Below are 13452 nucleotides of genomic sequence, written 5' to 3'. Positions count from 1 at the left end.
CGTGGAGAACCAGATGGGACAGACCGTGCAGCAGCCAGTGATCGACCCGATGGACCCGACCCGTGTGACCCGCTCGGCAATGGTTCTGTTTTTTCTGGTCGGCCTGTTCATGGTGTCGCTGGTCTTCGCCGCGCTGACTGCAATCAAGATTCATGAGTTCGATCTTGGTCTGTTCACGGTTCTGGTTCCGGCCGGAACAATGGCTTTCGGTCTGACCTATATCGCGACAGACGTGATTACCGAGGTCTGGGGGCGGGGCTGGGCGCTGTGCGTTGTTTATTCGGGCCTGATCATGCGCCTGGTGATGATGTTTCTTATTTTCTACGCCATGCACCTGGAAGACGCGGCGGACTTCATCACGGTGAGTTCGAGCTGGCCGCCCGAACGCCAGGCCGAGTTCGTCTCGGTGTTCGGTTCGTCAAACCGGACCAATTTTGCCGGCATGGTGGCTTTCGGCCTGACCGCCGTCTCGGACGTGCTGATCTTCCAATGGCTGCGCCAGCGTCACCAAGGCAAGAACCTGCTCTGGCTGCGCAACAACGTGTCGACCATGGTGTCGCAGGCACTCAATTCGACGATCTTTATCACCGTCGCATTCGCCGGCATCGTGCCCTGGGACCAGATCGCCCTGCTGATTGCGGGTCAGGTCGTGATCAAGCTGATGATCGCCGCGATCGATACGCCGCTCGTCTATCTGCTGCGCAACATAGCGCAGGGCCGATCACTGTTTGATGTGCGCGGCTGAACACTCAGGGAGTGACGGGGTCGAGGCGGACGAGACGGCCTTCGAAATCATCAGTGAGCAGGTAGACGTGACCGTCCGGTCCGGTAGCGACGTCGCGGATCCGCTCGCCCCATTCCGTCAGCATGGCTTCTTCGGAAATGACCCGGTCGCCATCGACTTCCAGGCGCGCCAGATGGGTGCCGGCGAGTGCGCCGATCAGCACGTCACCTTGCCAGTTCGGGAAGGCATCACCTTGGTAGAAGCTCATGCCGGAGGGCGCGATGGACGGATCCCAGAACCAGATCGGCTGGGCCATGCCCTCGGCCTCGCGCTGGTCGGTGATCGGGGTGCCGTCGTAATTGATACCGTAAGTGATGGTCGGCCAACCGTAATTGGTACCGGCTGAAAGCAGGTTGATCTCATCGCCGCCGCGCGGACCGTGCTCGTGCGCCCAGACCGTGCCTGTATCCGGGTGACGGGCTATGCCCTGCACGTTGCGATGACCGTAGGAGTAAATCTCCGGAAGAGCACCATTGGAGCTGACATAAGGATTGTCGAATGGCACGGAGCCGTCGTCGTTGAGGCGCACGATGGTGCCGAGGTGGTTGGCAAGGTTCTGCGCCTCTTCCTCATAGCGCGAGCCTTCGCCGAGCGTGAGCAACAGGGTGCCGTCCTCATTGAACAGGATGCGGCCGCCGAAATGGTACCCGCGCTGCTTCTCGAAACTGACCCGGAACAGGGTTTCGACCTCGGTCAGCTGGCTGCCATCCTCACTCAGTCGTCCACGACCAAGGGCCGTACCATTGGCCTCGGTCTCACCGGCGGAGAAGGCGAAGTAGACCCAGCGATTGTTGGCGAAATCTGGATGAACAGCGAGGCCCAACAGGCCACCCTGTCCTTCGACATAGAGATCGGGGAGGCCAGCGATGGGAGCGTCGCGCAATTCCCCGTCCTCGATATAGCGCAATGCACCTTCGCGTTCGCTCACCAGCATGTCGCCGCCGGGCAGGAAAGCCATGCCCCAGGGGTGTTCTAGCCCTTCGGCAAGGGTGGTGATCCTGAAATCGGCTTGTTCGGTCTCGTAAATGTCTGACTGGGCAAGGGCGGTCGAGGTGGTCAGGGCCAAGGCCAGGCTGGCGAGCAGGGTGCGCATGGGAGGTCTCCGTACCGGGTTCGCCGACAGTGTAGTCCAGCCGCGCCGGGAAAAAAGACCGAATATCCGGTAGCTCAGGACGGCAACGACCCGGCAAAGCTGGCCAGGCGCGGGCCGAGGCGCGGCTCGAATGCGCTGACCTGGGCCCAGCGCCGCCGCAGCCGCACCGGCAGAGCGGCCAGTTTGCCTGGCAGAACACTCGCCGCAGCTTCGGCATATTCCCACCCGCGTATCCGGCAGGCCGCCAGGCCCGGCACAAGGGTGCGACCCGTGTGCAGCTCAACCTCACGACTGGCATAGTATTTCTTGTAGTGCATCTCGCCGCGGCCCAGATCGATCCGGGAAATCCCATGATCTTGTGCGGATTCGATGATTCCGTGCAGGAGCAAGAGGCCGGGCGAATAGCGGGCCAGTTCAGGATCATATGCCGGGAACCAGGAATGGTAGACGCCATCCGCCTCGATCCCGAACTCGACAGCGGCCAGTCGGTCGCCAAACCAGAGCGCGGCGGTGCGCCCGCGGCAGTCACCCTGCTCACCACGACGCAGTCGGTCGAGCACATCTCGCACCCAGTTGATCGACAACACGTCGAGCTTGCCGGTCTCGCGATACTGGGTCTGTTTCCATGCGAGTAGCTGCGCGAAGGTGCTGCCATCCGGGTCTGTCATGTCGACACGGAGCTCGCCGACGTCGCGTGCGGCAGCCCGCGCCCGCCGAGCGGACTTTTTGAAATGATCCTTGTAGGCGCCCCGGCGCTCGGCGAAATAGGCCTCGGCGCCGTCTGCAAGGTCGATAATGATACTGCCATCGGAGGCGCGGATGCCGGTCGCCTCAGACGTCTCCAGACCGTGCCAGTTGTCGTAGACAAGAGCCGATCCGCCGGTCGCCTTGAGCAGGGCAGTAAGGTCGGGCCTGAATCCGGGGCGGGCGACAAGGCCCTGATAATCGCTCATTGGCGCAGCGATGGGACGGACGACACCGCCCACCGGAGCATGGTACGGGAAGAAGGCTGCTTCACCCTGATCGTCCCGCATGACGACAATGCGCACATCCGAGCGGGCCCGGGCCACGCAGGCCGTGAAACCATGGCGCAGGTATGGACTGATCAATTGCCCGTTCGGGGACGCCCACAGGTTCCACAGTGCCGCCTGGCGGGCATCGATGTCCTCAATTGAAACATTTGACACGTGCATGGCGTCGTCCGGTTTAGCCTGTGAGGGGAAAAGCAAGCTTCGGGCCGGATCGGGTGACGGATTTTGTCGGGTGCAGCCATCAGACTGCCCCGTGCACAGGCGAGGCTGGCCGCGCGGCAGCGACTCGCGCACTATACCGAGTGAACAGAAGGCGAACCGAAATGCTCGAAACCCCTACCATCGCAGCGGAAACCTGGCTGCTCCTGGCCGCTCTCGGAGTCATCGGCGCTTTGCTGGTGATGGTTCTGCTGCGCCGGCCACAGACCACCGAGGCGGGGACAGCAGTCGACCCGGCACGTCTGGATGAGTTGCGGGCCGAGCGTGACGAATGGCGGGCACGGGCCGAGACCCGAGCGACGGAGCATGCGGCCGATCGCGAGGAGCTGGCCCGGCTGGCGGAAGTCAAGGCCGAGCGCGACCGCTTGCGGGAAGAGCACAAGCAGTTGGTCTCCGAGCACCATGAACTGGGGCGCCGGATGGAGAGCCTTCAAGCCAGTCACAAGGCGGCGATGGACCATCACTCGGAGAAGCTGGCTGAGCTGGAGAAGGCACGCGAGCGGCTGACCGAAACATTCAAGCTCACCGCCAACGAGATCCTCAAATCCAGCGGTGCGGAGCTCAACAAGCAGGGCACCGAAAGTCTCGGCAAGCTTCTGGCGCCGCTGCGCGAACAACTGGGCGAGTTCCAGGAAAGAGTGATCAAGGACGCCGAGAAGCGCATGGGTCAAACGACCCAGATCGAGACCCTGATGAAGACCCTGCACTCGGACGCCCGGCAAATGTCAGATGACGCCAAGCGCCTGGCCAACGCGCTCAAGTCCTCGTCCAAGGTACAAGGCGATTGGGGTGAACTGGTGCTGGCCTCGATCCTCGAGCGGGCCGGGCTTCGCGAGGGGCAAGAGTTCTTTACCCAGCAGAGCGAGACCACCGAGGATGGCGCACGACGCCGCCCCGACGTAGTTGTCGATTTGCCCGGCAAGCAGCGTCTGGTCATCGACAGCAAGGTCTCGCTGACCGCCTTCGAACGGTGCGTGAATTCTGAAGAGGACGAAGAGCGCGGTGTCGCCCTGAAGCAGCACTGCCAGTCCTTGCGCAATCACATCAAGGCGCTTGGCGAAAAGGATTATGCCAGTCTTTACGACGGCGTGAGCTTCACCCTGATGTTTGTGCCGCTGGAAGGCGCCGCTTCCCTGGCTTTGCAGAATGACCCGGACATCACGGTATACGCTTGGGAGCGCGACGTGATGATTGCCACGCCTACGACCTTGATGATGGCGATGCGGACAGTGGAGAACCTCTGGACCATCGATCGCCAGAACCGGAATGCGCTCGACATCGCCAGCCGAGCTGGGGCGCTTTACGACAAGTTCGAGGGTTTTGTCGGGGATCTCGACAAGATCGGAAACCGCCTGGACCAGGCCAAGAACGCTTGGCACGATGCCCGTGGCAAGCTGGTTGAGGGGCGCGGCAACGTGATCCGCCAGGCTGAAATGCTGAAATCGCTGGGGGCCAGCACCAAGAAGTCGCTGCCGGACAACTACCTCGACGATGCCGGAGTCGAACCGGCTGCACTGGCGGCTCCGGCAGAGGCTGATTCTTGAACCGTTCACGTTGGGGTATTATCTAGACCTCATGGCTATTCGAGAAATCCTCACCGTACCTAATCCGCGCCTCAAGGAGGTTTCGCAACCCGTTGATAAGGTTGACGACGAACTTCGCGAGCTGATGGATGATATGCTGCAGACGATGTATGCTGCCGACGGGATCGGTCTGGCCGCCATCCAGATTGGCGTGCCCAAGCGCGTGATCGTCATGGACTTGGCGCGCCCGGACGAGGAGCCGCAGCCGCGTTACTTCGTCAATCCGGAGCTTTCCGATCCGTCAGACGTGTTGCAGCCCTATGAAGAGGGATGCCTGTCTGTGCCGTCGGTCTATGATCAGGTGGAACGCCCGGACCGCGTGCGCCTGCGCTATCTCGATTATGACGGAGAGCCGCGCGACGAAGTGGCCGAAGGAATGTTCGCCGTCTGCATCCAGCACGAGATGGACCATCTGGAAGGGGTGTTGTTCATCGATTACCTGTCGCGTCTGAAGCGGCAGCGGGCTGTGCAGAAGGTCAAGAAACTCGACAAGTCGAAGGACCGCGACGCGGCTTGAGGGAACCGTTCGGCGTCTGGGTCGTTGTTTCCTGAACTGGTTTCGTTTTGGAACCATCAGGAGGCGCTTGGGCATGCGACCACTGCAGACCGTGTTATTGATCGACGACGACCCGACCGAGGCGGCTCTTGTCGAGTATGGGTTATCGCACGTCGCACCAGCCGCCCAGTTTCACTACGAACAGGACAGCGCGAAGGCGCTTGACCGGATCCGCGAAGTCCAGCCCGACCTCGTTTTCCTCGATCTGTTCATGCCGTGCCCGGACGGTTTTGCCCTGGCAGATGAGATTCATCGCCATCTCGGCAATCGGGCCCCGACGGTTATTGCCTTTTCCTCCAGCGTCCTTGAAGGACAGCCAGTGGATCACAGCGTGATCTGGGCTGATGCCTGCCTGACCAAGCCGCGTGAGCCAGGTGAGTACGCGGCCACATTCCGGGCCGCTCTGGCGTGTTGGCGCAAGCGCAGGGCCATCCTGTGTCGCAACCGCCAGCTGCGGCCAAAGTTGAGGCCAGTTGTAACGGCCCGCTCCGGTTCCAGCCTGCTTTCGGCGCGCGTCTAGAAGCGGCCGTTTTGAAAGTCTCGCACCGCCTGCACCAGTTCGGCTTGGGTATTCATCACGAACGGACCATGCCGGGCCACGGGCTCACCGATCGGTTTACCTGCGACAAGCAGCAGGCTGGCACCGTGGGGACCGGCTTCCAGCGACAGCACTTCACCCTCACCGAGAATACCCAGATTGGGATCGGCAACCTCTGTGTCGCCATCGGTTACCGCGCCTTTGTAGACGGCGATGAAGGCGGTGTGACCAGCGGGCAGGGCTTCCTCAAGTTGGGCGCCGGGCTGTAGTGTGATGTCGACCAGGAGTGGATTGGTGGCGGCACTGCGTGCGGGCCCGGTCAGTCCGGATGAGAGACGACCGGCGAGGACGCGGAGGCGGGCGCCGTCCCGGTTCTCGACGGGTATCGCGTCGGCGTCGAACTCCTGATAGCCCGGCTCGGTCATCTTGTGGCTGGATGGCAGGTTGATCCACAGCTGGAAACCCCACAGGCGCCCCTCTTCCTGTTCGGGAAACTCGGAATGCACGATGCCGCGGCCCGCCGTCATCCATTGCAGGCCGCCGCCCTCGATGACACCGGAGTGGCCCTTGTTGTCCCCATGTCTCATGCGGCCGTCCAGCATGACTGTAACTGTCTCGAAGCCGCGGTGTGGATGTTCTGGAAAGCCGGCCATGTAGTCGGAAGCTTCATCCGACCGGAACTGATCGAGCATCAGGAAAGGGTCGAGCTCCATCAGGCCGGAATGACCGAGCATGCGTGTGAGCTTGACGCCGGCACCGTCCGAAGTCGGCAGGCCGCGCGAAATGCGGGTGATCGGGCGGACGCGGGGCCGGGTTTCGGTCGCCTGGGACATGATATCCTCTGGTTCTGCTTGCCCTACAAGATAGGGGCGCGCCGGCGGAAGGGCAGCGTTCGCCTCTGGAAAGTCGGTGTTTCCGCTCTGGACAGAATCAAGCCCAAGGTCGACCGTCCCAGCTTGAGGTCGTTGCGCGACCAGGTTCATGGAGACTTTGATGCATTTGCCACCACACCGCCGCGTTGGCCGCTCTGTCCTGGCTGGCGCCGGCCTTGTTGCCTTGTCGGCGTGCAGTCCGCAGACGCCTGAAGCCGACTTGTTCGACCGACTGTCCGAGCATTGCGGCCGGGCCTACCAAGGCCGGGTCGTGTCTGACGATCCCCAAGATGCGGACTGGCGCAGCGAAACCCTGGTCATGCATGTGCGCAGCTGTACCGACGAGGTGATCCGGATCCCCTTGCATGTTGGTGACGACCGTTCCCGAACCTGGGTGATCGAGCGTGTCGGGGCAGGTCTGCGCCTCAAGCATGACCATCGCCATGAAGACGGTAGTGAGGATGCGGTCACCCAGTATGGCGGCGATACGGTGGAGGCGCCCAGTGAGATCCGCGCTGAATTTCCCGCCGACCAATTCTCCCGTGACCTGTTCGTACGCGAGGGGCTCGACGTGTCGGTCGACAATGTGTGGTCGCTGACCTTGGACGAGGGCACATTTACCTATGGGCTGGAGCGCCCGGGACGCGATTTCAGAGCCCAATTCGACCTTGAAAACCCGGTTGATGCCCCGCCACCGCCGTGGGGCGCGTCCGACTAGCCCCCAGGAGACGCTGCTGTAGCGCCGGCCGCAGGGCCCGGCTCAATCGGCGACCGCGCGAATGGCTTCCGTTAGCTCACGTTCGGTGAAGGGTTTGGGGAGGCGGGGGGCGTCGAGCTTGTAGCCATCTGGCAGATCGGCGTAGCCGGATGCCAAGATGACCTTGAGATCAGCGCTTCGACTAAGCGCTTCCTCGATCAGCTCTGCGCCATTCATCTGAGGCATCGCGAAGTCCGTGATCATCAGGTCGACGGAGTGCCGGGATAAGATATCGAGGGCTTCCTTGCCGCTGTAGGCCTCCAGCACCTCGTGTCCCATCTCGGCCAACATGGTCGTCGTGTTGAGGAGGATGATGGCATCATCGTCCACCACCAGGATTCGGCACGGACGGTTGGCTGCTGTCGAGGCGCCGGGTTTGGTTTCAGTTTCCGAAACCGCGCTATTCGCGATGGGTAGCCAGATTTCTGCGGTGGTTCCTCTTCCGATCTCGCTGTCGAGTATCAATCGGCCGCCACACTGCTCGACCATGCCGCGCACCATGGACAAGCCCAGCCCGGTTCCCTTGCCTATGCCTTTCGTCGTGAAGAACGGTTCGGTTGCTCGCGCGAGAGTCTCGGCATCCATCCCTTCGCCCTGGTCTTCGATAGTCACCCGGACAAACCGGGTATCGCAGTCCGGCGCATCATCGACGGCATTGGCATGGAGCGTAATGTCGCCCCCGTCCGGCATGGCGTCTCGGGCGTTGACCACGAGATTCATGATGGCCAGCTCGAGCTGAGACCGATCGCCGAGGACAGGGCTGAGGCTGTCTGGAAGATTGGTGTTGATCGTGATGCCGGGGCCGATCGTGCGTTGCAGCAGCTCGGCTGTATCCTTGAGAGAGCCGATGATGTCCATCGGCTCAAGGTTCAGTTCCTGTTTGCGGGCGAAGGCCAGCATGCGCTGGGTAAGCGTTGCGCCCCGTTCCGCAGCCTTCACCGCATTGCTGATGAAGCGTTCCGCGTCCTGTCCAGCCCTCAGCCGGCGCTGAGCGATACCCAGACTGCCGAGAATGGCTGAAAGGATGTTATTGAAATCGTGAGCGACGCCGCCGGTCAGCTTGCCGATGGCTTCCATCTTCTGAGCCTGAAAAAACTGCTCCTGTGACTGTTCCAGAGCCTCTTGTGCCCTTCTGCGCTCAGTGAGGTCGCGGGTGATCTTGGTATAACCAAGCAGTTGGCCGTCGTCGTTGTGTATCGGGTCGATGACGACGTGTGCCCAGAAGCGTTCTCCGTCCTTTCGCAGCCTCCAACCCTCTGCTTCGAAACGGCCCTCAGATGCCGCCGTGGCCAGAGCTTTCTGCGGCACCCCGGCGGCCCGGTCGGCAGGTGGGTAGAAGCGGGAGAAGTGCTGGCCGAGTATCTCGTTTTCGGAATAGCCCTTGAATCGTTCCGCGCCCGCGTTCCAGCTCGAGACCCGGCCGTCCGGGTCCAGCATGTAGATTGCGTAGTCCGTTACTCCTTGAACCAGGAGCCGGAAGCGCTCTTCGCTCTTGCGCAGGGCTTCTTCGGTCTGGCGTTGGACAGACATGTCACGAGTGATCTTGGCGAACCCGATATGCTCCCCGGTTTCATCAAGGATCGGTTCGACGACGACACTGGCCCAGAATCTTGAGCCGTCCTTGCGTATACGCCAGCCTTCGGCTTCGAAGAGGCCGGTCTGAAATGCCGTATGGAGCACCTGTGCGGGGACCCCGCCCTCACGGTCCTCGACAGTGTAGAAACGCGAGAAGTGCTCGCCGATGATTTCATCTGGCGTGTAGCCTTTCAGACGCTCCGCCCCGGCATTCCAGCTGGTGATGAAACCCTCGGGGTCGAGCATATAGATGGCGTAGTCCGTCACGCTCTGGATCAGCAGGTCGGCGCGATGACGGGAAAGCTGCTGTGGTGGCTGTCCCTGACTCGCTTCAGTGCTCTGCGTGTCCATCATCAGATGGCATTCCTTCGGCACCATTCAGGCGGTGTCGTCAATTCCGACTCCCGAGACATCATTCGGCAGTCTAAGTCTTTTCCTGAGCTGATCCAAGGTGGGCCGCCGCTCGAAACCTAAGGCTGGATTCTGACACTTCCGCGGCGGCCCCGCCAATCGCTCGGCCGCTTGAAACGAGCGGCGCCTACCCTCGGCACTCTCCCGCATAGGCGACGCTGGCTCGTTGTGCTGCAGCCTCGCAGGCATTGCCATATGTGCGGCCGTCGCAGCCGCACACTGGGTCATATACCTGAACGCAGGCTTCCGGTGGACGTTCGCAGGTGCCGGTCTGGTCGGCAGCACCACACTGAGCATACGCCGGATAGGCGCAGTAGGTTGCCGGATCGGTACAGATCGCCCCCATCAGGCCGCCACACATGGCGCCTTCACCGCCGCCCGGAGGTTGGTCGGGCGGATAGGTCGGTGGCGGTGTGTGAGCCGCGCAGGCTGACAGGAAGGCTACAAGGACAAGGCTAGGCAAGACACGTATCGGCATGGTGTGGCTCCTGCTTGGCTGGCAGACTGCCGGGACGCTATCACACTCCTACGCCGCCGCCAGCTGGAATTGGACCGATCATGACGCTTCGTCTCGCCTTCATGGGTACGCCCGACTTTGCCGCCCGGTCTCTGGCCGAGATCGCAGCGGCCGGCCATGACATTGTCCGTGTGTACACCCAGCCGCCGCGTCGCCGCGGTCGGGGCCAGGCAGAGCGCAAGACCCCGGTGCACCAACTGGCGGAGGTGCTCGGCATTCCGGTCTCGACACCGGTGAGTTTCCGCGACCCGGAGGTGATTGAGGAGTTCGCCGGCCTGGATCTCGACCTGGCCGCGGTGGTCGCGTATGGCCAGATCCTGCCCCAAGCGGCACTGGACGCACCACGCATGGGCTGTCTCAACCTGCACGCTTCCCTATTGCCGCGATGGCGCGGGGCGGCCCCTATTCAGCGTGCGATCATGGCGGGCGACAGCGAGACCGGGGTGCAGATACAGCAGATGGAGGCCGGGCTGGATACCGGGCCGATCCTGCTGTCAGAGAATGTCGCCATCCGAGAAACCGATACGGCAGCCAGCCTGCACGACCGGCTGATGGATGCCGGTGCCCTGATGTGGCCGCGGGCCCTGGCAGCACTGGAGCGCGGTTCTCTGGAAGCTGTGCCGCAGTCGCAAGACGGGGTTACCTATGCCCGCAAGATCAGCTCGGAAGAGGCGCGAATTGACTGGGCCCGACCTGCATCGGAACTGGCCGCTCACGTGCGGGGCCTGTCGCCTTTTCCCGGTGCGTGGTTCGAGTGGGTCGGCGACAAGGGCAGGGTCCGCGTGAAAGTATTGATGGCCGAAGCCGAGGCTGGGGCAGGCGAGCCCGGAGTCGTGCTGGATGACGCGCTGCTCGTCGCGACAGGCGAGGGCGCCTTGCGCCTGAAACGTCTGCAACGCGAAGGAAAAGGAGCCATGGAGGCAACCGATTTCCTGCGCGGCACCTCCATTCCCGCAGGTGCGGAGCTGGACTGATGCCGCGGTACAAGCTCACCCTGGAATACGACGGTACGCCTTATGCCGGTTGGCAGAGGCAGGACAATGCGCCCTCCGTGCAGGCGGCTCTGGAGCGCGCCGCTGAGCGTCTCGACCAGGCTCCGGTCCTGGTTTATGGCGCCGGCCGCACGGATAGTGGCGTGCACGCGCTGGGGCAGGTCGCCCATATCGACCTGGTCAAGGACCTCGCCGACGACAAGGTGCGCGACGCGCTCAATTATCACCTCAAGCCGGATCCGGTGGCGGTTCTTGAGGCAAGCCGCGTCAGCGACGCGTTTCATGCCCGCTTCTCCGCCACACAGCGCCATTACCTGTACCGTATGATCGATCGACGGGCACCGCTGACGCTGGATCGCGGGCAGGTCTGGCGCGTGACGCGGCGCCTCGATGCCGAGGCCATGCACCATGCCGCGCAGCACTTGGTTGGCAGCCATGATTTCACGACCTTCCGCGATGCCCAGTGCCAGGCGGAAAGTCCGGTCAAGACGCTCGATGCGATTGCCGTGGCGCGCTATGGCGAGGAGGTCCAGCTGACCTGCTCGGCGCGCTCATTCCTGCACAGACAGGTGCGATCCATGGTTGGTTCCCTGGTGGAAGTCGGTGTTGGCAAATGGTCGGTCCGGGATTTCGGCGCTGCCCTGAAGGCCGCAGACCGCAGTCGCTGCGGCCCTGTGGCGCCGCCGGACGGGCTCTACCTGACCGCTGTCGATTATCCCGTGGACGCGGTCTAGGTCGGAATTGCTCCCGGTGACTGCGCGCTGGTCATGGCGAGGAAAACGGCGGTCGAGACGATATGGCCGACCAGGATCGGCACGGCTGCAACCAGGGCTGAAGTGATTGTCGGCAAGCCGAGTGCGCCATAGGCGATCCGCCAGTGCACAAGAATGCGGACGTAGATGTAGAGCCATGAGAAGAGCGCCAGCAGCTCTATACTGAGCAGGCCGGCCACGAACAGTGCGGCCATGCAGGCCTGCAAGCCGTAGAGCCACAATACGCTCCAGTTGTGGATGATGATCCAAGGCACGATGCGGTGCTTGGCGCCGGCCATCCTGGCGGCCACGGCGGCGGCAATAGGGAAAGCCAGCCAAGACAGAACGTACTGCGTTGCCAGGAACGACATTGGCACCGGGTATCCGGCCCGCGTTGCACCGGCCTGGGCCAGAGCAAGTAGCGGAACCGCAAGCCCGGCGGCAGCAAATGATCGCCAGAAGCCGCCGACAGAGATGTTGAAGCAGTTTTCCCAGCCGGACCGGAAGGTCAGCAGGCGCCAGCTACCGATCAGCCCCCGGGCGGCTTCGTTGGCCAGCTTGGTCATGCGGGTGGGTCGCTGAAGTACTGGTCAAGAATACGAGTATAGATCCGGGTCAACGTCTCGATATCGCTGATTGCAACTCTTTCATCAATCTGGTGCATGGTGGCTCCGACAAGCCCGAATTCGGCAACCGGCCCATAGGCCTGAATAAAGCGTGCATCGGACGTACCGCCACCGGTGGTCAGAGCCGGGCGGCGGCCGGTCTCTGCCTCGACACAATCCTGGAGCAGCGAGGTAAATTCACCGGCCGGTGTGAGGAAGGCCTCGCCGGACACCTTGATGTCGGTCTCGACCCGGCCGTCAAAGTGCAGGCCGACGGCGGCGCTCAGATCCTCGATCCAGCGCGTCAGGTCGGCACCGGTATGATTGATATTGAAGCGGATATTGAAGCGGGCACGGGCCTCCGCGGGAATTACATTGGTGGTCGGATTGCCGACGTCGACGGTGACAACCTCCAGGTTGGACGGTTGGAAATGCGGGGCGCCGTCGTCCAGCTTGCGGGCCAGCAGCCGGGATAGCAGATCGAGCAGAGGCGGGATCGGGTTTTCAGCCCGTTCGGGGTAGGCGACATGTCCTTGGCGGCCAACCACGCGTATTTCGCAATTGAGACTACCGCGGCGCCCGGACTTGATGGTGTCGCCGAGCTGGTTGGGGTTGGTCGGCTCACCGACCAGGCAATGGTCGAACCTTTCACCTTCCTCGGCCAGGGCGGCAAGTACACGCTTGGTCCCGTTGATGCCCGGGCCTTCCTCGTCGCCGGTAATCAGGAAGGCGATTGAGCCGTTATTGTCGCCATCTTGGTCCAGATGGCGACTGACCGCGGCCACCATGGCGGCGATGGCGCCTTTCATGTCGGACGCACCGCGGCCCCACAGCATCCCGTCCGCCTCGGTGGCATCGAAAGGCGCGTGCTGCCAGTCTGCCTCGGGACCGGGCGGGACGACATCGGTGTGACCGGCAAACATGAAGCAGGGCGATCCCGTGCCCCGGCGGGCGTAAAGATTGTCGACTTCTTCGAAAGGCATTCGCCGGCACTCGAACCCCAGCCCTTCTAGCGCCGACTGCAGACGGTCAAGGGCCCCGGCTTCGGCCGGCGTTATCGATGGCTTGCGGATCAGGTCGCGGGCTAGGGGAAGCGGGTCGGAGAGGTCTGTAAATGTCGCCATATGCGCAACATAATGGCTTCGCGCAAGCACGCCAGAACAAGGA

The 13452-nt window shown here is 62.6% G+C and carries 14 protein-coding genes; 7 read left to right on the top strand and 7 right to left on the bottom strand.

Annotated elements, in window-relative coordinates; all coding sequences use genetic code 11:
• Positions 1 to 13 precede the first annotated feature (13 nt).
• Entirely contained in the window at positions 14 to 745 is a 732-nt protein-coding gene (locus tag ACXYMR_RS02720) for a queuosine precursor transporter (RefSeq protein ID WP_458941215.1), read from the top strand.
• Between the two features lie 4 nt (positions 746 to 749).
• On the opposite strand, the gene ACXYMR_RS02715 is transcribed toward ACXYMR_RS02720, so the two are convergent.
• Together ACXYMR_RS02715 and ACXYMR_RS02710 are read right to left on the bottom strand one after the other, a co-directional pair.
• Positions 750 to 1877 (bottom strand): PQQ-dependent sugar dehydrogenase, encoded by a 1128-nt coding sequence (locus tag ACXYMR_RS02715; protein ID WP_458941214.1) that lies wholly within the window; start codon positions 1875 to 1877, stop codon positions 750 to 752.
• A 74-nt stretch (positions 1878 to 1951) separates the two neighbouring features.
• Entirely contained in the window at positions 1952 to 3070 is a 1119-nt protein-coding gene (locus ACXYMR_RS02710; protein ID WP_458941213.1) for a GNAT family N-acetyltransferase, read from the bottom strand.
• A 161-nt stretch (positions 3071 to 3231) separates the two neighbouring features.
• Between ACXYMR_RS02710 and ACXYMR_RS02705 the strand changes: the two genes are divergently transcribed.
• The 3 genes from ACXYMR_RS02705 (at position 3232) to ACXYMR_RS02695 (ending at position 5786) form a co-directional block, all read left to right on the top strand.
• A complete protein-coding gene (locus tag ACXYMR_RS02705) occupies positions 3232 to 4671 on the top strand; it encodes a DNA recombination protein RmuC (RefSeq protein WP_458941211.1) in 1440 nt (479 codons plus the stop codon).
• Between the two features lie 31 nt (positions 4672 to 4702).
• Complete coding sequence (gene def / locus ACXYMR_RS02700) at positions 4703 to 5227, top strand: peptide deformylase (protein ID WP_458941210.1); 525 nt, start codon at positions 4703 to 4705, stop codon at positions 5225 to 5227.
• Between the two features lie 73 nt (positions 5228 to 5300).
• On the top strand, positions 5301 to 5786 hold the full coding sequence (locus ACXYMR_RS02695; RefSeq protein WP_458941209.1) for a response regulator: 486 nt from the start codon (positions 5301 to 5303) through the stop codon (positions 5784 to 5786).
• On the opposite strand, the gene ACXYMR_RS02690 is transcribed toward ACXYMR_RS02695, so the two are convergent.
• Positions 5783 to 6637: a pirin family protein gene (locus ACXYMR_RS02690; protein WP_458941208.1), complete on the bottom strand. Its 855-nt coding sequence runs from the start codon at positions 6635 to 6637 to the stop codon at positions 5783 to 5785. The two genes, ACXYMR_RS02695 and ACXYMR_RS02690, sit on opposite strands and share 4 nt — an antisense overlap.
• 160 nt (positions 6638 to 6797) lie before the next feature.
• On the opposite strand from ACXYMR_RS02690, the gene ACXYMR_RS02685 reads away from it, so the two are divergent.
• Positions 6798 to 7394: a hypothetical protein gene (locus ACXYMR_RS02685; protein ID WP_458941207.1), complete on the top strand. Its 597-nt coding sequence runs from the start codon at positions 6798 to 6800 to the stop codon at positions 7392 to 7394.
• Between the two features lie 42 nt (positions 7395 to 7436).
• Here the strand turns inward: ACXYMR_RS02685 and ACXYMR_RS02680 are convergent, their stop codons facing one another.
• Both ACXYMR_RS02680 and ACXYMR_RS02675 read right to left on the bottom strand, forming a co-directional pair.
• Positions 7437 to 9359, bottom strand: a complete 1923-nt coding sequence (locus ACXYMR_RS02680; RefSeq protein ID WP_458941912.1) for a hybrid sensor histidine kinase/response regulator — start codon at positions 9357 to 9359, stop codon at positions 7437 to 7439.
• Positions 9360 to 9546: 187 nt separating this feature from the next.
• On the bottom strand, positions 9547 to 9897 hold the full coding sequence (locus ACXYMR_RS02675; protein ID WP_458941206.1) for a Kazal-type serine protease inhibitor family protein: 351 nt from the start codon (positions 9895 to 9897) through the stop codon (positions 9547 to 9549).
• An 80-nt stretch (positions 9898 to 9977) separates the two neighbouring features.
• On the opposite strand from ACXYMR_RS02675, the gene fmt reads away from it, so the two are divergent.
• Together fmt and truA are read left to right on the top strand one after the other, a co-directional pair.
• Positions 9978 to 10910: a methionyl-tRNA formyltransferase gene (fmt, locus tag ACXYMR_RS02670; RefSeq protein ID WP_458941204.1), complete on the top strand. Its 933-nt coding sequence runs from the start codon at positions 9978 to 9980 to the stop codon at positions 10908 to 10910.
• Positions 10910 to 11662, top strand: coding sequence for a tRNA pseudouridine(38-40) synthase TruA (gene truA / locus ACXYMR_RS02665; RefSeq protein WP_458941203.1), 753 nt, complete (start codon positions 10910 to 10912; stop codon positions 11660 to 11662). Before fmt ends, truA begins: the two co-directional genes overlap by 1 nt.
• Here truA and ACXYMR_RS02660 read toward each other — a convergent pair.
• Together ACXYMR_RS02660 and dapE are read right to left on the bottom strand one after the other, a co-directional pair.
• The gene (locus tag ACXYMR_RS02660; RefSeq protein WP_458941202.1) at positions 11659 to 12246 is read right to left on the bottom strand and encodes a hypothetical protein; all 588 of its coding nucleotides are present in this window, start codon (positions 12244 to 12246) and stop codon (positions 11659 to 11661) included. The two genes, truA and ACXYMR_RS02660, sit on opposite strands and share 4 nt — an antisense overlap.
• On the bottom strand, positions 12243 to 13409 hold the full coding sequence (gene dapE, locus ACXYMR_RS02655) for a succinyl-diaminopimelate desuccinylase (RefSeq protein ID WP_458941201.1): 1167 nt from the start codon (positions 13407 to 13409) through the stop codon (positions 12243 to 12245). Before dapE ends, ACXYMR_RS02660 begins: the two co-directional genes overlap by 4 nt.
• Positions 13410 to 13452 lie beyond the last annotated feature (43 nt).

Source organism: Maricaulis sp. CAU 1757 (assembly GCF_054482675.1).
Note: the sequence above shows the minus strand (reverse complement) of the source record. Positions and strands in the feature narration are given on the sequence as shown.

Bases quoted from the DNA above. Each gene is read 5' to 3' on its own strand.
- ACXYMR_RS02720 (WP_458941215.1), top strand. From the start codon at position 14: ATGGGACAGACCGTGCAGCAGCCAGTGATCGACCCGATGGACCCGACC.
- ACXYMR_RS02715 (WP_458941214.1), bottom strand. From the start codon at position 1,877: ATGCGCACCCTGCTCGCCAGCCTGGCCTTGGCCCTGACCACCTCGACC.
- ACXYMR_RS02710 (WP_458941213.1), bottom strand. From the start codon at position 3,070: ATGCACGTGTCAAATGTTTCAATTGAGGACATCGATGCCCGCCAGGCG.
- ACXYMR_RS02705 (WP_458941211.1), top strand. From the start codon at position 3,232: ATGCTCGAAACCCCTACCATCGCAGCGGAAACCTGGCTGCTCCTGGCC.
- def (WP_458941210.1), top strand. From the start codon at position 4,703: ATGGCTATTCGAGAAATCCTCACCGTACCTAATCCGCGCCTCAAGGAG.
- ACXYMR_RS02695 (WP_458941209.1), top strand. From the start codon at position 5,301: ATGCGACCACTGCAGACCGTGTTATTGATCGACGACGACCCGACCGAG.
- ACXYMR_RS02690 (WP_458941208.1), bottom strand. From the start codon at position 6,637: ATGTCCCAGGCGACCGAAACCCGGCCCCGCGTCCGCCCGATCACCCGC.
- ACXYMR_RS02685 (WP_458941207.1), top strand. From the start codon at position 6,798: ATGCATTTGCCACCACACCGCCGCGTTGGCCGCTCTGTCCTGGCTGGC.
- ACXYMR_RS02680 (WP_458941912.1), bottom strand. From the start codon at position 9,359: ATGGACACGCAGAGCACTGAAGCGAGTCAGGGACAGCCACCACAGCAG.
- ACXYMR_RS02675 (WP_458941206.1), bottom strand. From the start codon at position 9,897: ATGCCGATACGTGTCTTGCCTAGCCTTGTCCTTGTAGCCTTCCTGTCA.
- fmt (WP_458941204.1), top strand. From the start codon at position 9,978: ATGACGCTTCGTCTCGCCTTCATGGGTACGCCCGACTTTGCCGCCCGG.
- truA (WP_458941203.1), top strand. From the start codon at position 10,910: ATGCCGCGGTACAAGCTCACCCTGGAATACGACGGTACGCCTTATGCC.
- ACXYMR_RS02660 (WP_458941202.1), bottom strand. From the start codon at position 12,246: ATGACCAAGCTGGCCAACGAAGCCGCCCGGGGGCTGATCGGTAGCTGG.
- dapE (WP_458941201.1), bottom strand. From the start codon at position 13,409: ATGGCGACATTTACAGACCTCTCCGACCCGCTTCCCCTAGCCCGCGAC.